Genomic DNA, 21,838 nt, shown 5'->3' with positions numbered 1-21,838 from the left:
GAACACCGAGCGAGCCCTGCCATGCCCAACCGCACCGTCTTCTTCATCTCCGATGGCACCGGCATCACCGCCGAGACCTTCGGAAACGCCATCCTGGCCCAGTTCGAGACCACGGTCCGCCGGGTGCGCCTGCCGTTTCTGGACAGCGTGGACAAGGCCCACCAGGCCGTCCGCCAGATCAACCACACCGCCGAGGTCGAGGGCCGGCGCCCCCTGGTGTTCGCCACAGTGGTCAACATGGAGGTGCTGGCGGTGGTCAAGGAACACTGCCACGGCATGATGCTGGACATGTTCGGCACCTTCGTCGAACCGCTGGAAGATGAGTTGGGCATCAAGTCCAATCACCGGGTCGGACGCTTCTCCGACGCCTCCAAGAGCAAGGAGTACAACGACCGCATCGAGGCGATCAACTTCGCGCTGATGCACGACGATGGCCAGAGCCACAAGGACCTGGAGGGCTCGGACGTGATCCTGGTGGGCGTCAGCCGCAGCGGTAAGACGCCGACCTCGCTCTACCTGGCCATGCAGCATGGCCTGAAAGCCTCCAACTATCCCCTGATTCCCGAAGATTTCGAGCGCCGAAAGCTGCCCCCAGCACTGATGCCCCACCGCAAGAAGATCTTCGGCCTGACCATTGCCCCCGAACGGCTGTCCGAGATCCGCAACGAGCGGCGGCCCAACTCGCGCTACGCCAGCCTGGAAAACTGCCGGGCCGAGGTCAACGAGGCCGAGGCCATGATGCGCCGCGAGGGCATCCGCTGGCTCTCGACCACGACCAAGTCGATCGAAGAGATCGCCACCACCATCCTGCAGGAAATCCGGCCGGAACGGCTGGCGTACTGAGCCCTCCCGTCGCCCGGGTCAACCCTGCTTGACCCGCCCGCCTTTTTTGCCGGCCGGTGGCAGCCCGTGGGCATGGCGCCCCAGGGCGAAGGATGCAAAGAGCTTGATCCACAGGGTGGAGCCGGCGATGGCCACCCAGGTGTCGTAGTCCAGCAGGCCCAGCACCACCATCACGATCACGCATACGATGACCGTGCCTGCCACACCATTGATCGCCAGTTCATAGGGCGCCCATCGCTCCGCGTCGTGCGGGGGCACGCCCTTCTTCAACGCCACCTCGGAGAAGTCGCGCTTGACCAGAATGCGCCAGGTGCGCCGCAGCCAGAAGAAGGCCACCGGGAACAGCGCGAGGAAAAAGATGATGCGGATCGGAAAGATGCTCAGGCCGGATTCCATGAAGGGTCCTTGAAGACGGTTCGCCCAACGCTGGCGGGATGGGCATTGTGGCGCAGGGCCTGCCCGAAAAGCAAAGCCCCGCCGGTCGCCCGACGGGGCTTGTCACCCACCCCCGGGCAACCGGGCGGTGGGCCTGTCACGCTCAGTGACCGGTGGCCGCGCCCGCGCCCTTGGGGATACGGATCGACTCGACCAGGTCCTGGATGTGCTTCGGTGCCGGAGCCGTCATCTTGTTCACCAGGTAAGCCACGGCGAAGTTGACGATGGCGCCCAGGGTGCCGATGGCTTCCGGCGCGATGCCGAACCAGCCGTTGACACCACCGACCAGGTCCACGAACTCGGTGCCCTTGATGAAGAACAGGCCCTTGTGTGCGAACACGTAGAACAGCGTGGTGAACAGACCGGCCAGCATGCCGGCGATCGCACCCTTGTCGCTCATGGTCTTGCTGAAGATGCCCATCATGATCGCCGGGAAGATCGAGCTGGCGGCGATACCGAAGGCCAGGGCCACGGTACCGGCCGCGAAGCCCGGCGGATTCAGACCCAGGTAGCCCGAGATGACGATGGCCACGGCCATGGCGATCTTGCCGGCCAGCAGCTCGCCCTTTTCAGAGATGTTCGGGTTGAACACATTCTTGATCAGGTCGTGCGACACGGCGGACGAGATGGCCATCAGCAGACCGGCGGCAGTGGACAGCGCGGCCGCGATACCACCGGCGGCGACCAGGGCGATCACCCAGTTCGGCAGGTTGGCGATCTCGGGGTTGGCCATCACCATGATGTCTGCGTTGACGGTCAGCTCGTTACCGCCCCAGCCAGCGGCGGCGAACTTGCCGGCCTTGGCTTCGTCGTGCTTCTTCTGGGCAGCATCCACGGCGGCCTGTGCCTTGGCGACGTCGCCGCCTTCCTTGGTGGCCTTGGCCAGCGCAGCCTTGGCTTCGGCCAGACCGCTGTCGCTGTAGTACTGGATGCGACCGTCGCCGTTCTGGTCGGCAAACTTCAGCAGGCCGGTCTTTTCCCAGCGCTTCATCCAGTCCGGGCGCTGCTCGTACTGCAGGCTCGATTCGGCGGCGTACAGGTCGCCGTTGGTCTTCACGGCCGTGTTGACGGTGGCATGCAGGTTCAGCTTGGCCATGGCACCGACGGCGGGAGCGGTCGTGTACAGCAGGGCAATGAACACCAGGGCCCAGCCAGCGGACGAGCGCGCGTCAGCAACCTTCGGCACGGTGAAGAAGCGAACGATCACGTGCGGCAGACCCGCGGTACCGATCATCAGCGACACGGTGTAGAAGAACATGTTCAGCATCGAACCAGCGCTGTTGGTCGTGTACTGCTTGAAGCCGAGGTCGGTGACGACCTGGTCGAGCTTGGCCAGCAGCGGAGCTCCGGCGCCCTGCAGGTCGGCACCCAGCCCGGTCTGCGGGAAGAAGTGGCCCGTCAGGTTCAGCGAGATGAAGATCGCCGGGATGATGTAGGCGAAGATCAGCACGATGTACTGCGCCACCTGGGTGTAGGTGATGCCCTTCATGCCGCCGAACACCGCGTAAAAGAACACGATGGCCTGGCCGATGTAGATGCCGGTGGCGCTGTCGACGTTCAGGAAGCGCGAGAACGCCACGCCCACGCCCGTCATCTGGCCGATGATGTAGGTGGTCGACGCGGTCAGCAGGCAGATCACGGCCACGGTCGAGGCGGACTTCGAGTAGAAGCGGTCGCCAATGAACTGGGGCACTGTGAACTTGCCGAACTTGCGCAGGTACGGGGCCAGCAGCATGGCCAGCAGCACGTAGCCGCCGGTCCAGCCCATCAGGAACACGGCGCCGCCGTAACCCATGTTGGAGATCAGGCCGGCCATCGAGATGAACGAGGCTGCCGACATCCAGTCGGCGGCCGTGGCCATGCCGTTGGTAACCGGGTGCACGCCGCCGCCGGCGACGTAGAACTCCGAGACGCTGCCTGCGCGCGCCCAGAAGGCAATGCCGAGGTACAGCGCGAAGCTGGCACCCACGACGAGGTAGATGGTGGTTTGGAGATCCATGGAAGGTGCCTCTTGATCAGTCTTCGCTCACGCCGAACTTGCGGTCGAGTTTGCCCATCGCCCAGGCGTAGTAGAAGATCAGGACGATGAACACGTAGATGGATCCCTGCTGGGCGAACCAGAAACCCAGCGGATAGCCGCCAAGCTTGATGCCGTTGAGCATGTCCGCAAACAGGATGCCGGCGCCGTAGGACACCAGGAACCAGATGACCAGGATCTTGGTCAGCAGCCCCAGCGTTGCAGACCAGTAGGCCTTCGCGTTGCTTTCACTAGTCATGAAAGTTGTCTCCTCGAAGTGATGCGTTTGCTGTTTTGACGGCTGTCACCGCCGCGCTTTGCGCAACCGGAAAAGGACTTTTCCAATTGCCACGGGCCGGACTTTGGTTGCGCTTCCTTACAGCTAAATTGCTGCTGACTGTCAGCGGCGGTAATCCAAGGGTAAGTCCTAGGTAAGAGGGTCCACTTAGCCTCCGGAGCGTTTCCATTCAAAGGAGGACTCCATGGAAGACAAGATGGTCCAGCGCATCCTGGACAACCCCAAATACCAGCAGCTCAAGCAGCGGCGATCCAGCTTCGGCTGGTGGCTGACCGCCGCGATGATGATCGTCTACTACGGCTTCATCCTGCTGGTGGCCTTCAACAAGGAATGGCTGTCGCAGCGCCTCGGCGAAGGCGTGATGACGGTGGGCATTCCGGTCGGCTTCGGGGTGATCCTGTTCACCATCGTGATCACCGCGATCTACGTGCGCCGCGCCAACAGCGAGTTTGACGACCTGTCCCACGCCATCATCACCGAGGTGCACCAATGAACACCCGCACCTTGCTGCGCCCTGCCCTGACCCTGGGCGCCCTGTTCACCGCTTCAGCCGCCGCCCTGGCAGCCGGCGCCGATCTCGGCCAGGCGGAGAAGCAGGCCACCAACTGGACCGCGATCACCATGTTCGCGCTGTTCGTGGTGTTCACCCTGTTCATCACCAAGTGGGCCGCTGCCAAGACCAAGAGCGCCGCCGATTTCTACACCGCCGGTGGAGGCATCACCGGGTTCCAGAACGGCCTGGCGATTGCGGGCGACTACATGTCGGCCGCATCCTTCCTCGGCATCTCGGCCGCGGTGATGGCGTCCGGCTTTGACGGCCTGATCTACTCGATCGGCTTCCTGGTCGGCTGGCCGGTCATCACATTCCTGATGGCCGAGCGCCTGCGCAACCTGGGCAAGTTCACCTTCGCCGACGTGGCCGCCTTCCGCTTCGAGCAGAAGCCGATCCGCATCTTCGCGGCCTCGGGCACGCTGGTCGTGGTCGCCTTCTACCTGATCGCCCAGATGGTGGGCGCGGGCCAGCTGATCAAGCTGCTGTTCGGCCTGGAGTACTACATCGCCGTGATCATCGTCGGCGCGCTGATGATGGTGTACGTGCTGTTCGGCGGCATGACGGCTACCACCTGGGTGCAGATCATCAAGGCCTGCCTGCTGCTGGGCGGCGCTTCGTTCATGGCCTTCATGGTGCTGTGGCACTTCGGCTTCAGCCCCGAGGCCATGTTCGCCAAGGCGGTCGAGATCAAGGCGGGCCTGGCCGGCACAGCGGGCAAGACGCCCGAAGAAGCCGCCGCCGCGGGCCAGTCCATCATGGGCCCTGGCAACTTCGTGAAGGACCCGATCTCCGCCATCAGCTTCGGCATGGCGCTGATGTTCGGCACCGCCGGCCTGCCGCACATCCTGATGCGCTTCTTCACCGTACCCTCGGCCAAGGAAGCGCGCAAGTCCGTGATGTGGGCCACTGGCTGGATCGGCTACTTCTACCTGCTGACCTTCATCATCGGTTTCGGCGCCATCACCTTCGTGCTGACCAACCCCGACTTCCTGGACGCCAAGGGCGGCTTGCTGGGTGGCAACAACATGGCGGCCGTGCACCTGGCCAACGCCGTGGGCGGCAACGTGTTCCTGGGCTTCATCTCGGCCGTGGCCTTCGCGACCATCCTGGCCGTGGTAGCTGGCCTGACGCTCTCGGGCGCCTCGGCCGTGTCGCACGACATCTACGGTACGGTGATCAAGAAGGGCAAGGCCAACAGCGCCGACGAACTGCGCGTCTCCAGGATCACCACGATCTGCCTGGGCATCATCGCCGTGGTGCTGGGCATCGCCTTCGAGAAGCAGAACATCGCCTTCATGGTGTCGCTGGCCTTCGCGATTGCGGCGTCGGCCAACTTCCCGGTGCTCTTCATGAGCGTGCTGTGGAAGGACTGCACCACCAAGGGCGCGGTGATCGGTGGCTTCCTGGGCCTGATCTCGTCGGTCGCGTTGACCGTGGTGTCGCCCTCGGTGTGGGAAGCCACGCTGGGAAACCCCAAGGGCTCGGCGCTGTTCCCCTACACCTCGCCCGCCCTGTTCTCCATGACCATCGGCTTCGTCGGCATCTGGCTGTTCTCCATCCTGGACAACAGCGCGCGTGCCAAGAAGGACCGCGCGGGCTTCCTGGCCCAGCAGGTCCGGTCTGAAACCGGCATCGGTGCCGCGGGCGCGTCGGGTCACTGATCGGTTCCGCTTCCCCATGAAAAAGGCCACCGGGCAACCGGTGGCCTTTTTCTTTCCCGACGACGCCTTGTTGTCTGGTTCAGGCCGCCACGGCCGCTGGGGCCGGTGCCGCCACCGGCTGGCGGATCAGGTGATCGAACGCACTGAGCGCGGCCTTGGCACCCTCGCCCGCGGCGATCACGATCTGCTTGTACGGCACCGTGGTGCAGTCGCCCGCAGCGAACACGCCTTCGACATTGGTGTGACCCTTGGCATCGACCACGATCTCGCCGAAGCGGCTGAGCTCGACCGTGCCCTTGAGGAACTCGGTGTTGGGCACCAGGCCGATCTGCACGAACACGCCTTCGAGCGCGATATGGTGTTCCTGACCGCTCACACGGTCCTTGTACTTCAGGCCGTTGACCTTGCTGCCATCGCCAGTGATCTCGGTGGTCTGCGCGTTCACATGGATGGTGACGTTGGGCAGGCTCTTGAGCTTGCTCACCAGCACCGCGTCGGCCTTGAGCTGGTCGGCGAACTCGATCAGGGTCACGTGCTCGACGATGCCGGCCAGGTCGATGGCGGCTTCCACACCCGAGTTGCCGCCGCCGATGACCGCCGTGCGCTTGCCCTTGAACAGCGGGCCGTCGCAGTGCGGACAGTAGGCCACGCCCTTGTTCTTGTACTCCTGCTCGCCAGGCACGTTGACGTTGCGCCAGCGCGCACCGGTGGACAGGATCACGCTGCGCGCCTTGAGCACGCCGCCGTTTTCCATCTGCACCTGCACCAAACCGCCCGGCTCACTGGCGGGAATCAGCTGGTTGGCGCGCTGCAGGTTCATCACGTCCACCTCGTAGTGGCGCACCTGGGCTTCGAGCGCAGCGGCGAACTTCGGGCCGTCGGTTTCCAGCACCGAGATGTAGTTCTCGATCGCCATGGTGTCGTTGACCTGGCCGCCCATGCGCTCGGCCGCAATGCCCACGCGGATGCCCTTGCGGGCCGCGTACACGGCCGCCGCGGCACCGGCCGGACCACCGCCGACGATCAGCACGTCGTAGGCGTCCTTGGCGTTGAGCTTGACGGCCTCGCGCTCACCCGACTTCGTGTCCAGCTTGGCAACGATCTCTTCCACGCTCATGCGGCCCGAGGCAAACACCTGGCCGTTCATGAACACCATGGGCACGGCCATGATCTCGCGCTCGGTCACTTCCTGCTGGAAGGCGCCGCCTTCGATCACTACGGTCTTGATCTTCGGGTTCACGATGGCCATGAGCGAGAGCGCCTGCACCACGTCCGGGCAGTTGTGGCAGGTCAGGGACATGTAGACCTCGAAGCTGTAGTCACCGTCCAGCGCCTTGATCGAGTCGATCACGTCCTGTTCCACCTTGGGCGGGTGACCGCCGGTCCAGAGCAGCGCCAGCACCAGCGAGGTGAACTCGTGGCCCAGCGGCAGGCCGGCAAAGCGCACGCCAGTGGTTTCGCCCGCACGGGCGATCACGAAGGACGGCTTGCGGGCATCGTCGCCCGACGTGTCCAGGGTGACCTTGTCCGACAGGCTGGCGATGGTTTCCAGCAGCGAACGCATCTCGGCGCCGGTCTCGCTGTCGTCCAGCGACGCGATCAGCGTGATCGGCTGGCGCAGCATGCCGAGGTACTGCTGCAGCTGGGCTTTGAGGGTGTCGTCGAGCATGGGGAACTCCTTGAATGCGGTGCGTTGTGCGCGAAGCGTTGGGGGAAGGGCGCTCGGCGAATGGCCGCCGAACGCCCGACGCTCAAGACTCAGCGGGGATCAGATCTTGCCGACCAGGTCCAGCGAGGGAGCCAGGGTCTTGGCGCCTTCGTTCCACTTGGCGGGGCACACCTGGCCGGGGTTGGCGGCGGTGTACTGGGCGGCCTTGAGCTTGCGCACGGTTTCCTTCACGTCGCGGGCGATTTCGTTGGAGTGCACTTCCATCGTCTTGATCACGCCTTCGGGGCTGATCACGAAGGTGCCGCGCAGGGCCAGGCCTTCTTCTTCGATGTGCACGCCAAAGGCGCGGGTCAGCTGGTGCGTCGGGTCACCGACCAGGGGGAACTTGGCCTTGCCCACGGCGGGGCTGGTCTCGTGCCACACCTTGTGCGAGAAGTGGGTGTCGGTGGTGACGATGTAGACCTCGGCGCCGGCTTTCTGGAACTCGGCGTAGTTGTCGGCGGCGTCTTCGATCTCGGTCGGGCAGTTGAAGGTGAAGGCGGCCGGCATGAAGATCAGCACGGACCACTTGCCCTGCAGGCTCTTCTCGGTCACTTCGATGAACTCGCCCTTGCCCGTGCGGTTGACGAAGGCGGTGGTCTTGAAGGGCTGCACTTGCGTGTTGATGATGGACAGCGCGTTGATCAGGGACATGGTGTTTTCCTGTGAAGAGGTTGAAGGGAATCGGAAACGGGAAGCGATGGATATCGCGACGGGATGAATCATAGTCGACATCTATCAATCTTCCGCATTGATAGTTTACATCGGGCCGATAGTCTTTGCTGCTATGCAGCAATCGCACACCCCGTCGACAGGCTTGATTGGTGTGGACCGCTTGCTACAAATAGCGCACAAAATGTCTGCCGAGTAAAGACTTTATTGAGAATCGTTTTTGTTTGCAATATCATCGCGACTCCAGCCAGCCACAGCGCCTTGCGTTGAAGCCAGCCGACAACCTGTTCGACCCGAGCTTCCATGTCCCAACGTCGCAAGAACCTGCGCGCCCGTGCCGGCCGCCCCCACCCTGCCCCTTCTTCCCACCTGCCCGCCGCCTCCAGCGTGATGCTGCCCCTGGGCGCCATGCTGCTGGCCAGCTCCTTCGGCGCCCTGGCCCAGACCGCTCCCGCCAGCGAGGACAAGCAGCTGCCCACCGTGGTGGTGCGTGAAAAGGCCCTGGCTCCCGAAGGCAAGGACGCGCTGCAAGCCACAGAGACCACCATCGGCAAGGGCAAACAGCAGCTGCGCGACATTCCACAGTCGGTCACCGTCGTGACCGAACGCCTGATCGACGACCGCAACCTCGACACCGTCAAGGAAGCGCTGAAGAACACCGCCGGCATCACCTTCCTGGCCGCCGAGGGTGGTGAGGAAGACATCCGCCTGCGCGGCTTCGCGCTGCAGGCCACCGGTGACCTCTTCATCGACGGCATGCGCGACCCGGCCATCTACGACCGCGACACCTTCGCCATGGACCGCATGGAAGTGCTGCGTGGCTCGGCCTCGATGCTCTTCGGCCGCGGCTCCACCGGCGGTGCCGTCAACCAGGTGTCCAAGACGCCGCGGCTGATCGACGAGCACCAGGTCGACCTGACACTGGGCAACCACAAGTACGTGCGCGCCACCGGTGACTTCAATATCAAGACCGGCGAAAGCTCGGCCCTGCGCCTCAACGCCATGGCCACCAAGGCCGACAACAACGGCAGCGGCGCCAGCCTGGACAAGCGCGGCATGGCGGTGGCCTACCGCACCGGCATCGGCGAGCGCGACGAGTTCCTCGCCAGCCTCTACCACCTGGACAACAACAACGGCGTCAACTACGGCATGCCGTTCATTGCCCCTGCCCGAGGCTCCAACGACCGCACGCTGCTGCCGGTCGACCCCGATACCAACTACGGCCTGGCCAGCGACTACAACGACTCCAGCGCCACCATCGCCGGCCTGGCCCACACCCACCGCTTCAGCCGCGACAGCGAACTCAAGACCCAGGTGCGCGTGGGCAAGTTCGACCGCGACCTGCGCTCGGGCGCGATCCGCTTCTGCACGCAAGGCGTGAACCAGCAGACCGGCGCCATCACCAACCCGAACTGCCCGACCGCAGTCAGCCTGGACAACTTCGGCCCCGGCACCGTGCTGACGCGCGGCACCCACCTGAAGATCCAGAAGCTGGACACGGTCCAGGCGCAGTCGGACTTCAGCACCAAGTTCGACGCGCTGGGCGTGAAGCATGAGCTGATCGCTGGTGTCGATGTCTCCCGCGAAGAGCGCACGGTCTACGCCGCGCGCTCGGCCGCGCAGGGCGGTGTCACCATCACCAAGCCCACCACCACCATCGGCACCCCGGAAGACGGCGCCTCGGTGAACGAAGCCAGCCGCGTGCTGCGCGTGAACAACGCCTATGTGGCCACCGGCGTCGGCGCCTATGTGCAGGACGTGATCCAGGTCGCACCGGCCTGGAAGGTCGTTGGCGGCGTGCGCTACGACAACCTCAATGGCGACTACGACATCAACGCGATCCCGGACGCGGCCCCCGGCCCGGTCACGGCCACCAAGTACCGCATGCACGTCTCCGAGTTCAGCCCGCGCATCGGCGCCTTGTTCCAGCCCACGCCGCTGCACTCCTTCCACGTGTCCGCCGGCTCCTCGTTCAACACCTCGGGCGACGCCTACTCGCTGAGCGCCTCCAACGCCGACACCGATCCGGAAAAGAGCGTCAACCTCGAACTCGGCGCCAAGCTCGACTCGGCGGACAAGCGCTTTTCCACCCGCCTGGCCATTTTCCGCTCGACCAAGACCAACGAGCGCAACACCGACCCGGACCTGCCGGTCACCGTGCTCAGCGGCAAGCGCCACGTCGCCGGCTTCGAGGCCGACATCACCGGCCGCCTGACCCCGCAGTGGGAGGTCTACGGCTCCTACATGTGGCTGCCGGTGGCGCGCGTCGACAAGGCCGCGCCCTGCCCGGCCACCGGCGCCTGCGCGCAGTCGGCCATCGGCGAGCGCCCGGGCGACCGCCCGGCCCTCACGCCCGAGCACAGCGGCACGGTGTGGAGCACCTACCAGGTCACGCCCCGCCTGCGCATGGGCGCCGGCCTGAACTTCCGCAGCTCGCAGAGCCCGACCCGCGTGGCCTTCAAGGTGCCGTCCTACACCACCGTCGACCTGATGGCCGAGTACACGTTCGACTTCGAACGCCTCTCGATCAAGGCCTACCTGGCCAACGCCACCGACAAGCTCTATGCCGACCAGCTCTACCCGGCGCACTACATCCCGGGTGCCGGTCGCACGCTGCAGGTGACCGCCAGCCTGAAGTTCTGATTTCAAACCCATGCCCCCACAGCCGCCCCGCGCAAGCCGGGCGGCTTTTCCGCTGAAAGACCACGACAGATCCCACGATGCTGCTGACCCTGCCCGACATCCTGTCGCCCGACGACATCCGCACTGCTCGCGCCTTACTGCACGACGCCCCCTGGACCGATGGCCGTGACAGCGCCGGTCCGCAGGCGCTCACCGTCAAGAACAACCAGCAACTGCCACATGACTGCGAGGCCGCGACCCGCATCCGTCAGATGGTGCTGGACGGGCTGAACCGATCCGCCCTGTTCTTCAGTGCCGCACTGCCGCTGCGCATCTTCACGCCGCGCATCAACCGCTACGGCGGCGAACACAACACCTACGGCAACCACATCGACAACGCCGTGCGCCTCAAGGCCACGACCGCCGGCACCGAATACGTGCGCACCGACGTCTCCTGCACCGTGTTCCTCAGCGACCCGGAGGAGTACGACGGCGGCGAGCTCACCGTCAGCGACACCTACGGCACGCGCGGCGTCAAGCTGCCAGCCGGCCACGCGGTGCTCTATCCTGGCACGAGCCTGCACCAGGTCACCCCCGTCACGCGGGGCGAGCGCCTGGCCTGCTTTCTCTGGGTACAAAGCATGGTGCGCAGCGACGAGCAACGACGCCTGCTCTACGAACTAGACATGAACCTGCTGGCCCTGCGCCAGCGCCACGGCGAGACCACCGAAACGACGGGTCTCACTGGGACATACCACAACCTGCTTCGGATGTGGGCCGAAACATGACAGAACCGGTCACGCTCGCCGACCACGAACGCCTGGCGCGGGAGTGCATGGACCCCGGCGCCTGGGCCTACCTGTTCGGGGGCGCCGCCGACGAAATCACGCTGCGGGACAACTGCACCGCCTGGCAGCGTCTGCAACTTCGTCCCAGGGTGCTGCGCCCGCTCGTCGGTGGCCACGCGCGCCGCACGCTGCTGGGCCGGGAACTGGCGCACCCGCTGCTGGTCGCCCCCATGGCCTACCAGCGGCTGGCGCACCCACAGGGCGAACTGGCCAGCGCGCTGGCGGCGGCGGTGATGGGTTTGGGCTATGTGCTGAGCACGCAGGCTTCGGTGCCCCTTGAAGAAGTGGCCCGCCTCGCCCATGGCGAAACTGCCCGCGGACCACTCTGGTTCCAGCTCTACCTGCAGCCCGACCGTGGTCTGACGCAGTCGCTGGTGGCGCGCGCCGAGGCCGCTGGCTACGAGGCCCTGGTGCTCACGGTGGACGCCCCCGTGCAGGGCAGCCGCGACCAGGAGCGCCGCTCCGGTTTCCAGCTACCCCCTGGTGTGGTGGCGGTCAACCTGCCCGACGGCGTCGCCACGGCGGCCGGCGGCCCTGGTCTGTGTGGCGGCCTGGCGGAACACGCTCCGACCTGGGAAGACCTGGTCTGGCTGCGCTCGGTCACACAGTTGCCCATCCTGCTCAAGGGCATCACCCACCCGGACGACGCCCGTCTGGCTATCGAGCACGGCGCTGCGGGCGTGATCGTCTCCAACCACGGCGGCCGCACTCTGGACACCGTGCCTGCCACCGCCGTTCTGCTGCCTGAGATCGTGGCGGCCGTGGACGGCCACGTGCCGGTGCTGGTCGATGGCGGCGTGCGCCGCGGCACCGATGTGCTCAAGGCCCTGGCGCTGGGCGCCAGCGCGGTGCTGGTCGGCCGCCCGGTGCTGCACGGGCTGGCGAACGCCGGTGCGACCGGTGTCGCCCAGGTGCTGCGTCTGATCTGCGACGAGCTGGAGATCGCCATGGCGCTGTGCGGCTGCCGCACGCTCGATGAGGTGGGGCCTGCGCAGCTTCAGCCGCGCTCGTGAGCAGAAAAATTTTGCCCAATCAACAGAATACGAACCATTCTCATTTATAATCGCGACATCGTTTTTCGGCCCATCGCCTTCACCAGAGAGCTCACCATGACCGGAACCCTGACCACTCTCTTTGTCAGCCTCGCCCTGCTGCTGGGCGCCCTGTGGTGGGTGTTCCGTCCCTGACAAGGACCGGCTCCGTTCCGACGACACCTACACTATGAGTTCCGCCGCTCTTGGCCTTCCCGTCCCTCCGGCACCGTCTGCCGGCGACGCACGCGAGGCACATTCCAACCCAGCTCCCATGGACCGCCGTCTGCTCATCGTGGCCGCCGTCATCGGCTTTCACGTGCTGGGCCTCTGGGCCCTGCAGGCCGGTCTGCTGCGGCGCGCCGTGGAGCTGGTGGTGCCCGTGGCGGTGATGGCCGAGTTGATCGAGCCGCCCCAGCCCCAAGTCACGCCGGAGCCCACTCCGCCCAAGCCACAGCCCGCCCCAAAACCGGTGGCGCCCGTACAGCGCGCGGTCAAACAGGCCCCAATGCCGCTGGCCATTGCCGACCCAGCCCCGGCGCCCGAAGCCCCCACAGGCGTGGTCAGCGCGCCACCCGAACCCGCGCCGGCGGTCACCGAGCCTGTGGCGGCTGCCCCGGTGGCGCCACCGGCTCCGCCCAAGGTGGAACTGCCGTCCAGCGACGCCAACTACCTGAACAACCCGCAGCCGCCTTACCCTCCACTGTCCAAGCGGCTGCGGGAGCAAGGCCGTGTCATCGTCCGTGTCCACATCAGCACCGACGGCCTCGCCACCCGCGCCGAGGTCCAGAAATCCAGTGGCTTCCCTCGCCTGGACGAGACCGCAGTCCAGACCGTGCTGCGCTGGCGCTATGTGCCTGGCAAGCGGGCCGGCGTGCCCGAAGCCATGTGGTACCTGGTGCCAATCGATTTCCGCCTCGAAGACTGACCTTCGTAAACCCTCCGATTTCTCAGAATTTTTCATGGACACTCCTCTCGCAAGCTCGGGCCTGGCCCACGTCTGGTCGCAAGGCGACGCCGTCACCCGCACCGTCGCCCTGGTGCTGCTGGTCATGTCGTTGGCCACCTGGATCATCATTCTCTGGAAGGTGCTGGACCAGCGCGCCCAGCGCCTGCAGGCCAAGGCCAGCGAAGGCTTCTGGCACAGTGCCGATTTCGCCGAGGGGCTGGACAAGCTCGGTGCCGCCGACCACAACCCCTTCCGCGCCCTGGCAGTAGAAGGCCGTGAAGCGCAGCGCCACATCCTGCACAAGGACGGCCGGCAGGCTCCGCAGCTGCACGACAGCCTGGACGTGAGCGACTGGATCGAGCGCTGCCTGCGCCGCACGCTGGACGACCACGTCGCCAAGGCACAGAGCGGCCTGACGGTGCTGGCCTCCATCGCCTCCACCGCGCCCTTCGTGGGCCTGTTCGGCACCGTCTGGGGCATCTACCACGCACTGCTGGGCATCGGCGCCGCCGGTCAGGTCAGCATCGACCAGGTGGCCGGCCCGATCGGCGAGGCGCTGATCATGACCGCGCTGGGTCTGCTGGTGGCGATTCCCGCGGTGCTGGGCTACAACGCCCTGGTGCGAGGCAACAAGGCCATCCTGCACAAGCTCAACCGCTTCGCCCACGACCTGCACGCCTACTTCGTCACCGGCGCCCGTGTCAGCTCCGGGGCTGACGCCAAGGTGCTGCCGATGAAGAAGGCCTGATCAAGGAGTCCCCATGGCCATCGGAACCCAGGACGACAGCGACGAAATGATGGCGGAGATCAACATGATCCCGTTCATCGACGTCATGCTGGTGCTGCTCATCATCTTCATCATCACGGTGCCGGTCATCAAACACGCGGTCAAGGTCGACCTGCCGCGCGCCAGCAACGAGAAGCTGGTCGACAAGCCGGAAAACGTGCGCCTGTCGGTCGACGCCTCTGGCGCCTACTACTGGAACGAAACGCCCGTCGACGACGCCGAGCTGGGCACCCGCCTGTCGCAGATTGCGGCCATGGAGCCGCAGCCCGAGCTGCACATGCGCGGCGACAAGGACGTGCGCTACGAGCGCGTGGCACTGGCCATGGCCAGCGCCCAGCGCGCGGGTGTGCGCAAGATCGGTTTCATCACGGAGCCCGTACAGCCATGAACCGTCCGACCACCTCTACTCCTGTGTCGACCAGCCCGGTCACGGCCCCTGCTCCGACGTCGGCTGCGGGCGCTGCGCCCGTGCTCAGCAGCCAGTCGGTGCTGCAGGGCCGGTCGCAGGTGGCCATCGAGCACAACGGCGCGGTCTACCGCCTGCAGACCACCCGCCAGGGCAAGCTCATCCTCACCAAGTGAGCAGCCCGACCTGAGCGTTTTTTCAATCGTGGGGCGACCCGGGGTATGAGCAATTCCCCGAGCGTCGTTTTTCGCCAGCCAGGGGGCCGAAGGCCCCGTTAGCCAGGCGTTTTTTCAGATCACAGACCGATTGCGGCGATGCCCGCCTTGGCGATCTGGGCGTCCTCGCTGGACTTCACGCCGCTGACGCCCACCGCGCCGATGCACTGGCCATCCTTGATTACCGGTACACCACCTTCGAGCAGGCCCTGCACCGTCGGCGCGCTCAGGAACGAAGTGCGGCCCTGGTTGATGACGTCCTCATAGACCTTGCTCTCCTTGCGGCTGAGCGCCGCCGTGTGGGCCTTGGCCGGCGCGATGTGCGAAGACATGGCGGGCGCGCCGTCCAGGCGCTGCAGCCAGAGCAGATGACCGCCGTCGTCGACGATGGCAATGGTGACGGCCCACTGGTTCTTCAGGGCCTCGGCTTCGGCGGCGGCGGCAATGGCCTTGACGTCGGCGAGTTCGAGCACGGCTTTGGTTTTCATGAAAACAGTCCTGCAGAAAATGAAATGAAAAGCGAACGATAACGCGTTCATTGCAGAACCGGCGATCAAAACTGTTCTCACCGCGCGGACGCTCGACAGCACTTTCCACACGCCAACGAGCACCGCCCTACAATGCGCCGCACGCGGCCTTCCGCCGACCAACAGGAGAGACCATGACCGACTTCACCCAATACCAAGGCACTGCCGGTGCCCTGAGCGCCGAGCGCAACAAGGTGCTGCGCAACACCTACTGGCTGCTGGCCCTGTGCATGCTCCCCACCGTGCTGGGTGCCTGGATCGGCGTGAGCACCGGCATCACCCGCAACATTGGCGGCATCGTCGGCATGGTGCTGTTCATCGGCGGCATGATGGCCTTCCAGTTCGCGATCTACCGTTTCCGCAACTCGGGGGCGGGTGTGGCCATCCTGATGGCTTTCACCTTCTTCATGGGCCTGATGCTCTCGCGCCTGCTGGGTGTGGTGCTGGGCATGGGCAACGGCACCACGCTGGTGATGGCCGCCTTCGCCAGCACGGCCGGCGTCTTCTTCACCATGGCCACGCTGGCCACCGTGATCAAGCGCGACCTCAGCGGCATGGGCCGCTGGCTGTTCGCCGGCATGATCGCCATCCTGATTGCCGCGGTGATCAACGTCTTCATCGGCAGTTCGGCCATGATGCTGGCCCTGACCGCCCTGAGCACGCTGGTCTTCAGCCTGTACATGCTCTACGACGTGAAGAACATCATCGACGGCGGCGAGACCAACTACATTGTGGCCGCCACCCAGCTGTTCATCGACATCTTCGCGGTGTTCCAGAACCTGCTGGCGCTGTTCGGCATCATGGGTGGCGACGACTGATCCGTCGGACTACACCTTCGACACAAGGGGACCTCCAGGTCCCCTTTTTCATGCCTGTGCGCTCTCAAGTTCTCGTTTGCGCCGCCGAAAACGAAGACAAACCTCGTTCAAGCACCATGCGACACCTTGCCCTGCCCCTCTGCCTGTGCGCCGCCCTGCTGGCCGGTTGCGACGCGCTGGGCATTGAAAGTGCCACCCAGGTGGCCGAGCGCAAACAGGCCGAGGCCCACGCCATCGGCAGTGCCTGCCGGCATGCGATCCGCAGCATCGAGGACTGCTTCAAGTCCAACCCCAAAGCCGGCAAGGCCGCCGTGTTTGCGGGCTGGAAGGAAATGGACCAGTACATGCGCGACAACCAGATCGTCGGCATGCCGTCCGCCATCGATTCGCCCACAGGCGAGGAGCTGGTCGAACACAAAGACACCGCAGCCCAGGACGAACACGTCTCGGGTGACGCGAAGTCATCCTCCGGGAAGAAGGCAACCGACAAGGCCCCGGCCGGCAAATCGTCCGGCGACGCCAAGACCCAGAGGTCCTGACAGCCTGGGCCCACCTTGGCCGGCTGAGCCTCAGGGCAGTTCAAACACCGCCATGCTCTCGACGTGCGCCGTGTGCGGGAACATGTTGACCACCCCCGCCGCCGTGCAACGGTAGCCCGCCTGGTGCACCAGCAGGCCGGCGTCGCGCGCCAACGTCGCCGGGTTGCAGCTCACATAGACGATGCGCCGGGGCGGCGTCCAGCCAGCGCGCAGCTCCGGCTGCTGGTGCAGGTCGGCCAGTGCCTTGGACAGCGCAAACGCGCCTTCCCGCGGCGGATCCACCAGCCACTTGTCCGCCACACCATCGGACACCAGCATCTCGGGCGTCATCTCGAACAGGTTGCGTGCCACGAAGGTCGTGGGCGCCAGCGGCGACGGGCGCCCCTGCTGGTTGAACGCGAGGTTCTCACGCGAGCGCGCCACCAGCGCCTCGCTGCCCTCGATGCCCAGCACCTCACCAGCACCCGTGGCAATCGGCAGGGTGAAGTTGCCCAGACCGCAGAACCAGTCGATTACGCGCTCGCTCTTATGCGCATCCAGCAGGCGCAGCGCGCGCGCCACCAGCACCCGGTTGATGTGCGGATTGACCTGGGTGAAGTCGGTCGGTTTGAAGGGCATGGTGATGCCGAACTCGGGCAGGCGGTAGCTCAGCTGCGCCCCGCCCTCGTCGAGCAGCCGGACCGTGTCCGGGCCCTTGGGCTGCAGCCACCACTGCACGCCGTGCTGCTGGCCAAAAGCGCGCAGCCGGACCAGATCGTCCTCGCTGAGCGGCTCCAGATGCCGGAGCACCAGGGCGGTGACGTCATCGCCGCAGGCCAATTCGATCTGGGGGCAGGTCTCGCGGGCGTCCATGCCGTAGATCAGTTCGCGCAGCGGCATGAGCAGCATGCTCACATGAGGAGGCAGCACACGGCAGACCTGCATGTCGGCCACGTAGCGGCTCTTGCGCTCGTGAAAACCGATCAGCACCACACCCTTCTTGTGCACGAAGCGCACCGACAGGCGCGCGCGGTAGCGGTAGCCCCAGGCCGGCCCTTCGATCGGGCGCAGCAGCATCTCGGCCTTGACCTTGGCCAGATGCCAGAGGTTGTCTTCCAGCACACGCTGCTTGATCGCCACCTGCGAGCTGGCATGCAGGTGCTGCATCTTGCAGCCACCGCAAGCGCCTTCATGCAACCCGAAGTGCGGACAGCCAGGGGTGACCCGCTGCGGCGATTCGCGGTGGATCTCGGTCAGCGTGGCCGCTTCCCAGTTGTTCTTCTTGCGATGGACCTTGGCGCTGACGATCTCGAACGGCAATGCGCCGTCGATGAACACGACCTTGCCATCGGGCCGGTGGGCGATGCCCTGCGCCTCGATGTCGAGCGATTCGACAAACAGCTGGCCGTCGGGCAGGCCGGCAGAGGGTGACGCGGGAATGTGTGGATCTTGTTGTGTGGGGCTGTCTTGGCTCATGCCCCGATTGTCTCAGGCCCAGGCGGCGAGGTATTCCTGCCAGTGGCTTTCCGTCGGCGCCAGTTGGCCCAGCGTCTCTTTAACGAACGCGATTTCCTGCTCGTACTCCGCTTCGGTGAGGCCGCCACGCATCTTTTGGAAACGGCAGTACACCAGATAGGTGTTCATCACGTCAGTCTCGCAGTAGCGGCGGATGTCCTCCAGACGCCCATCGAGGTACTGCGGATAGACCTGTGAGCCGTCCATGCCCAGCTTGCCGGGAAAGCCGCAGAGCTTGGCCAGCGCGTCCAGGGGCGCGTTGTTCTTGGGGCTGTACATCGCCAGCAGGTCCATCAGGTCCAGATGGCGCATGTGGTAGCGGCTGATGTAGTTGTTCCACTTGTACTCGCGGTCGTCCTCGCCCAAGTCCCAGTACTTGCTGGCTTCGACCCCATGGCGCAGGCCGCGGTAGTGCAGCACGGGCAGGTCGAAGCCGCCGCCGTTCCAGCTCACCAGCTGCGGCTGGTGCTTTTCGATGCTGTTGAAGAAGGTCTGGATGACCCGGCCTTCGCTTTGGCCGTCGCGGTCGACAAAGGAGTGCACGCGCAGGCCCTCGGCATTGCGGAACACCACGCTGATGACGAGCACCCTTTGCAGATGCAGCGGGGCGAAATCGCTCTGCCCCTTGTCCTTGCGCTCGTTCAGCCAGGCCTCATACACCTGGGCATCAGAAGCCTCTGCCGGCATGTCGCGCAGCCTGCGCAACCCATCGACATCCGGAATCGACTCGATGTCAAAAACCAGCACCGGCCAGGCCATGTGCCGGCCCGCTCAGCGCTTGGGCAGGTAGGCCACCGGGTCGACCGGTTTGCCGTTGCGGCGCACCTCGAAATGCAGCTTGACCCGATCGGCGTCGCTGCTGCCCATCTCGGCGATGCGCTGCCCCTGCTTCACGGTCTGGTCTTCACGCACCAGCAGGGCCTGGTTGTGGGCGTAGGCCGTGAGAAAGGTGTTGTTGTGCTTGAGGATGATCAGGTTGCCGTAGCCGCGCAGACCGGCACCGGCATACACCACACGCCCATCGGCGGCAGCGAGCACCGGATCACCCAGACGACCGCTGATGGACACACCCTTGTTCTTGCCCTCGTCGAAGGAGGCCACCACCGCCCCTTGGGCCGGCCACACGAATGCGACATCGTCGGCACCGGCGGAAACGGGCTCCGTGGCCGGTGCGGGTGTGGCCGCAGTCGGCGCGGTGGGCGTTGCACCCGGCGTGCCTGGTGCGGGGGGCGTGTTCAGGGGCCGTGCCACCACGCCCGGCGTGGCCACTGGCGCAGCGGTTACACCGGTCGCTGTGGGGGCTGCGCCCGATACGGGCGGCGTCACCCGCAGGACCTGACCGACTTCGATCAGGTTGGGGTTGGTCAGGTTGTTCCATGCCTGCACGTCGCGTGGTGCCTGGCCCGCCTCCAGCGCGATCCGGTACAGGGTATCGCCTGGGCGAACGGTGTAATAACCCGGTTTGCCAGCGTTCTCCGCACCTGGCAAGGGCTTGCCTTCGGAAGGCCGCGCCGCGCCGGAACGGTCCTCGACCGGGGCGGGCTGGCTCAGTCGCCGTGTGGAGCATCCGGCCGTCAGCACCAGTCCCCCCATCAGGGTCCACAGGGCCACACCGCGCCATGAGATGCGCCGCGTGCGCACTGGCTGTCTTTCGAAATCCCGCTTGTTCATTCCTGTTTCCTGCCTGATGTCAGGCCCGTTTCCACCCGGGCACTGCCTCTACGAAACACTTGCCGGCCGCATGTGGGCCGAAAGGTTTCACGAAACGCCTGATTTTAGAGGCACGAAGAGCACCGGCTCCAATACAGAACGTGTGAATCCGTGAGCATGGCGCTCAATGACGATCAGGTGCTGCTGGCCCGAGTCGGTCACTGCGGGTGCCACGAGGCGCCCCCCGACCGCGAGTTGTTCGATCCATGCCTGCGGCACATCGTTCCCGCCCGCAGCGGCCACGATGCCGGCGTAGGGGGCGCCTTGCGGATAACCTGGCATGCCATCGCCGAACAGAAGATGGACATTGGCCAGTCGGAAGGCTCGAAGGTTGTCGCGCGCCTTCTCATGCAGTGCTCGCAGCCGCTCGATGCTGTAGACCTCCTGTACCAGATGGCTCAGCACCGCGGCCTGGTAGCCACAGCCGGTTCCGACGTCCAGCACCCGGCCGATGCGGCCTTCCCTGCCCTGGCACAGCAACTCCAGCATGCGCGCCACCACGCTGGGCTTGGAGATGGTCTGCCCCAAGCCGATCGGCAGGCTGGTGTCCTCATAAGCCTGATTGGCCAGCGCGGTGTCCACGAAACGGTGCCGTTCCACCGCCTGCATGGCGCCCAGCACGCCCGGATGGGAGATGCCCTGGGCCTGCAGCTTGCGCACCATGGCTTGCCGAACCGCCACCGAATCCATGCCGACGCCACGCGGGGCTGCGTTCGCAGCCATGGGCGCCGGGCTGCGACCCTGCACCGCCGATGTGACGCCGGGCCTGTTGACCGGCGCAGCCGGAGCTGTGTCCAGGCGGGCGGGAAACCCCGGCCGCGGCTTGCCGGAGGCAGGGGCTGCAGAAGCGCTCCTGGTCGGCGGCGGAGCGGGGTTTGTCCGCTTCATGGCGTTCCAGCGCCCATCGCGGCAGCCGTCGGAACCCAGTAGGCGAGTCGTTCGTGGTCGGTGAGGTCCACCTGCAGCGGCGTGATGCTAGCGAAGCCCTGCGCTGTGGCATGAAAGTCGGTGCCTTCGGCATCGTCCTTGGCCGGACCGGCGCTGCCGATCCAGTACATGGTTTCACCGCGTGGATTCGTCTGCGTGATCACCTGTTCGGCCGCATGGCGGCGCCCAAGCCGGGCGACCTTGAACCCCCGGATCTGCTCCGCCGGACGGCAGGGGATGTTGACGTTCAGCAGCCACGGCGCCTGTCGCCGACCCGCGTCGTCCCCGGACGGCAGCGTCGGCAGCAGGTGTCTGACCAGCTCGGCGGCCTTCTGTCCGGCCACCTCCAAGTGCGCCCAGCCCCGCTCGGTCTGGGAAAACGCGATGGCGGGGATGCCGAACAAGTAACCCTCCATTGCCGCTCCGACGGTGCCGGAGTAAATCGTGTCGTCCCCCATGTTGGCGCCGTTGTTGATGCCGGACACCACCAGATCGGGCCGATAGCCAAGCAAGCCTGTCAAAGCGATGTGCACACAGTCGGCCGGCGTACCGTTCACATAGCGGAAACCGTTGGCCGCGCGGTGCACATACAGCGGCGAGTGCAGGGTCAGCGCGTTGGACTTGGCACTGTTGTTGTGCTCGGGCGCCACCACCTCCACGTCGGCCAGGCCCTTGAGCGCCTCGTACAGGGCCACGATGCCGGGCGCCTGGTAACCATCGTCGTTGGAGATGAGAATTTTCATTGGCAGGATTTTAGGCGGCCCGCCCCGGGTCGCAC

23 protein-coding genes are annotated in these 21,838 nt (G+C 65.5%); 12 read left to right on the top strand and 11 right to left on the bottom strand.

Features of this window, described 5'->3' with window-relative positions:
* Nucleotides 1–21: 21 nt before the first annotated feature.
* Entirely contained in the window at nt 22–843 is an 822-nt protein-coding gene (gene ppsR, locus ACFOPI_RS07965; RefSeq protein ID WP_382172739.1) for a posphoenolpyruvate synthetase regulatory kinase/phosphorylase PpsR, read from the top strand.
* Nucleotides 844–861: 18 nt separating this feature from the next.
* On the opposite strand, the gene ACFOPI_RS07960 is transcribed toward ppsR, so the two are convergent.
* The 3 genes from ACFOPI_RS07960 to ACFOPI_RS07950 form a co-directional block, all read right to left on the bottom strand.
* Nucleotides 862–1,239: a hypothetical protein gene (locus tag ACFOPI_RS07960; protein WP_382172737.1), complete on the bottom strand. Its 378-nt coding sequence runs from the start codon at nt 1,237–1,239 to the stop codon at nt 862–864.
* Between the two features lie 142 nt (nt 1,240–1,381).
* Nucleotides 1,382–3,277 (bottom strand): sodium:solute symporter family protein, encoded by a 1,896-nt coding sequence (locus ACFOPI_RS07955; protein ID WP_382172735.1) that lies wholly within the window; start codon nt 3,275–3,277, stop codon nt 1,382–1,384.
* 16 nt (nt 3,278–3,293) lie between these two features.
* On the bottom strand, nt 3,294–3,554 hold the full coding sequence (locus ACFOPI_RS07950; protein ID WP_382172733.1) for a DUF4212 domain-containing protein: 261 nt from the start codon (nt 3,552–3,554) through the stop codon (nt 3,294–3,296).
* Between the two features lie 223 nt (nt 3,555–3,777).
* Between ACFOPI_RS07950 and ACFOPI_RS07945 the strand changes: the two genes are divergently transcribed.
* Together ACFOPI_RS07945 and ACFOPI_RS07940 are read left to right on the top strand one after the other, a co-directional pair.
* Nucleotides 3,778–4,086, top strand: coding sequence for a DUF485 domain-containing protein (locus ACFOPI_RS07945; protein WP_382172731.1), 309 nt, complete (start codon nt 3,778–3,780; stop codon nt 4,084–4,086).
* Nucleotides 4,083–5,807, top strand: coding sequence for a cation acetate symporter (locus tag ACFOPI_RS07940; protein WP_382172729.1), 1,725 nt, complete (start codon nt 4,083–4,085; stop codon nt 5,805–5,807). The genes ACFOPI_RS07945 and ACFOPI_RS07940 overlap by 4 nt, the downstream gene beginning before the upstream one ends.
* Nucleotides 5,808–5,886: 79 nt before the next feature.
* Here ACFOPI_RS07940 and ahpF read toward each other — a convergent pair whose 3' ends face one another.
* Together ahpF and ahpC are read right to left on the bottom strand one after the other, a co-directional pair.
* On the bottom strand, nt 5,887–7,476 hold the full coding sequence (gene ahpF / locus ACFOPI_RS07935; protein ID WP_382172728.1) for an alkyl hydroperoxide reductase subunit F: 1,590 nt from the start codon (nt 7,474–7,476) through the stop codon (nt 5,887–5,889).
* Nucleotides 7,477–7,575: 99 nt separating this feature from the next.
* A complete protein-coding gene (gene ahpC / locus ACFOPI_RS07930; RefSeq protein WP_066154756.1) occupies nt 7,576–8,151 on the bottom strand; it encodes an alkyl hydroperoxide reductase subunit C in 576 nt (191 codons plus the stop codon).
* 339 nt (nt 8,152–8,490) lie between these two features.
* Here ahpC and ACFOPI_RS07925 point away from each other — a divergent pair, with 339 nt between their 5' ends.
* The 7 genes from ACFOPI_RS07925 to hemP all read left to right on the top strand — a co-directional run bounded on the left by ACFOPI_RS07925 (nt 8,491) and on the right by hemP (nt 15,006).
* Entirely contained in the window at nt 8,491–10,830 is a 2,340-nt protein-coding gene (locus ACFOPI_RS07925) for a TonB-dependent receptor (RefSeq protein ID WP_382172726.1), read from the top strand.
* A 77-nt stretch (nt 10,831–10,907) separates the two neighbouring features.
* Nucleotides 10,908–11,597, top strand: coding sequence for a Fe2+-dependent dioxygenase (locus ACFOPI_RS07920; protein ID WP_382172724.1), 690 nt, complete (start codon nt 10,908–10,910; stop codon nt 11,595–11,597).
* Nucleotides 11,594–12,670, top strand: a complete 1,077-nt coding sequence (locus ACFOPI_RS07915) for an alpha-hydroxy acid oxidase (protein WP_382172722.1) — start codon at nt 11,594–11,596, stop codon at nt 12,668–12,670. The genes ACFOPI_RS07920 and ACFOPI_RS07915 overlap by 4 nt, the downstream gene beginning before the upstream one ends.
* A 292-nt stretch (nt 12,671–12,962) precedes the next feature.
* Nucleotides 12,963–13,616, top strand: a complete 654-nt coding sequence (locus ACFOPI_RS07910) for an energy transducer TonB (RefSeq protein WP_382172720.1) — start codon at nt 12,963–12,965, stop codon at nt 13,614–13,616.
* A 34-nt stretch (nt 13,617–13,650) separates the two neighbouring features.
* Nucleotides 13,651–14,385: a MotA/TolQ/ExbB proton channel family protein gene (locus ACFOPI_RS07905; protein ID WP_382172718.1), complete on the top strand. Its 735-nt coding sequence runs from the start codon at nt 13,651–13,653 to the stop codon at nt 14,383–14,385.
* A 13-nt stretch (nt 14,386–14,398) separates the two neighbouring features.
* Nucleotides 14,399–14,812: an ExbD/TolR family protein gene (locus ACFOPI_RS07900; RefSeq protein WP_382172716.1), complete on the top strand. Its 414-nt coding sequence runs from the start codon at nt 14,399–14,401 to the stop codon at nt 14,810–14,812.
* Nucleotides 14,809–15,006, top strand: coding sequence for a hemin uptake protein HemP (gene hemP, locus ACFOPI_RS07895; protein ID WP_382172715.1), 198 nt, complete (start codon nt 14,809–14,811; stop codon nt 15,004–15,006). The genes ACFOPI_RS07900 and hemP overlap by 4 nt, the downstream gene beginning before the upstream one ends.
* 119 nt (nt 15,007–15,125) lie before the next feature.
* Here the strand turns inward: hemP and ACFOPI_RS07890 are convergent, their stop codons facing one another.
* Entirely contained in the window at nt 15,126–15,533 is a 408-nt protein-coding gene (locus tag ACFOPI_RS07890) for a GlcG/HbpS family heme-binding protein (protein ID WP_382172713.1), read from the bottom strand.
* Between the two features lie 173 nt (nt 15,534–15,706).
* On the opposite strand from ACFOPI_RS07890, the gene ACFOPI_RS07885 reads away from it, so the two are divergent.
* The gene (locus ACFOPI_RS07885; protein WP_382172712.1) at nt 15,707–16,390 is read left to right on the top strand and encodes a Bax inhibitor-1 family protein; all 684 of its coding nucleotides are present in this window, start codon (nt 15,707–15,709) and stop codon (nt 16,388–16,390) included.
* Between the two features lie 116 nt (nt 16,391–16,506).
* Nucleotides 16,507–16,929 carry a hypothetical protein gene (locus ACFOPI_RS07880; RefSeq protein WP_382172710.1) on the top strand — a complete coding sequence of 141 codons (423 nt, stop codon included), beginning with the start codon at nt 16,507–16,509 and terminating at the stop codon, nt 16,927–16,929.
* 30 nt (nt 16,930–16,959) lie between these two features.
* Here ACFOPI_RS07880 and rlmD read toward each other — a convergent pair whose 3' ends face one another.
* From rlmD to surE, 5 genes are all read right to left on the bottom strand, one after another.
* Nucleotides 16,960–18,384 (bottom strand): 23S rRNA (uracil(1939)-C(5))-methyltransferase RlmD, encoded by a 1,425-nt coding sequence (gene rlmD, locus ACFOPI_RS07875; RefSeq protein ID WP_382172708.1) that lies wholly within the window; start codon nt 18,382–18,384, stop codon nt 16,960–16,962.
* Between the two features lie 12 nt (nt 18,385–18,396).
* A complete protein-coding gene (locus ACFOPI_RS07870; RefSeq protein ID WP_382172706.1) occupies nt 18,397–19,182 on the bottom strand; it encodes a 3'-5' exonuclease in 786 nt (261 codons plus the stop codon).
* 12 nt (nt 19,183–19,194) lie between these two features.
* Nucleotides 19,195–20,094 carry a peptidoglycan DD-metalloendopeptidase family protein gene (locus ACFOPI_RS07865; protein ID WP_382172705.1) on the bottom strand — a complete coding sequence of 300 codons (900 nt, stop codon included), beginning with the start codon at nt 20,092–20,094 and terminating at the stop codon, nt 19,195–19,197.
* 87 nt (nt 20,095–20,181) lie between these two features.
* Nucleotides 20,182–20,856, bottom strand: coding sequence for a protein-L-isoaspartate(D-aspartate) O-methyltransferase (locus ACFOPI_RS07860; RefSeq protein ID WP_382172703.1), 675 nt, complete (start codon nt 20,854–20,856; stop codon nt 20,182–20,184).
* 161 nt (nt 20,857–21,017) lie between these two features.
* Nucleotides 21,018–21,803: a 5'/3'-nucleotidase SurE gene (gene surE / locus ACFOPI_RS07855; protein WP_382172702.1), complete on the bottom strand. Its 786-nt coding sequence runs from the start codon at nt 21,801–21,803 to the stop codon at nt 21,018–21,020.
* Nucleotides 21,804–21,838 lie beyond the last annotated feature (35 nt).

The organism is Hydrogenophaga luteola (genome assembly GCF_042648585.1).
Lineage (GTDB): Bacteria > Pseudomonadota > Gammaproteobacteria > Burkholderiales > Burkholderiaceae_C > Hydrogenophaga > Hydrogenophaga luteola.
Note: the sequence above shows the minus strand (reverse complement) of the source record. Positions and strands in the feature narration are given on the sequence as shown.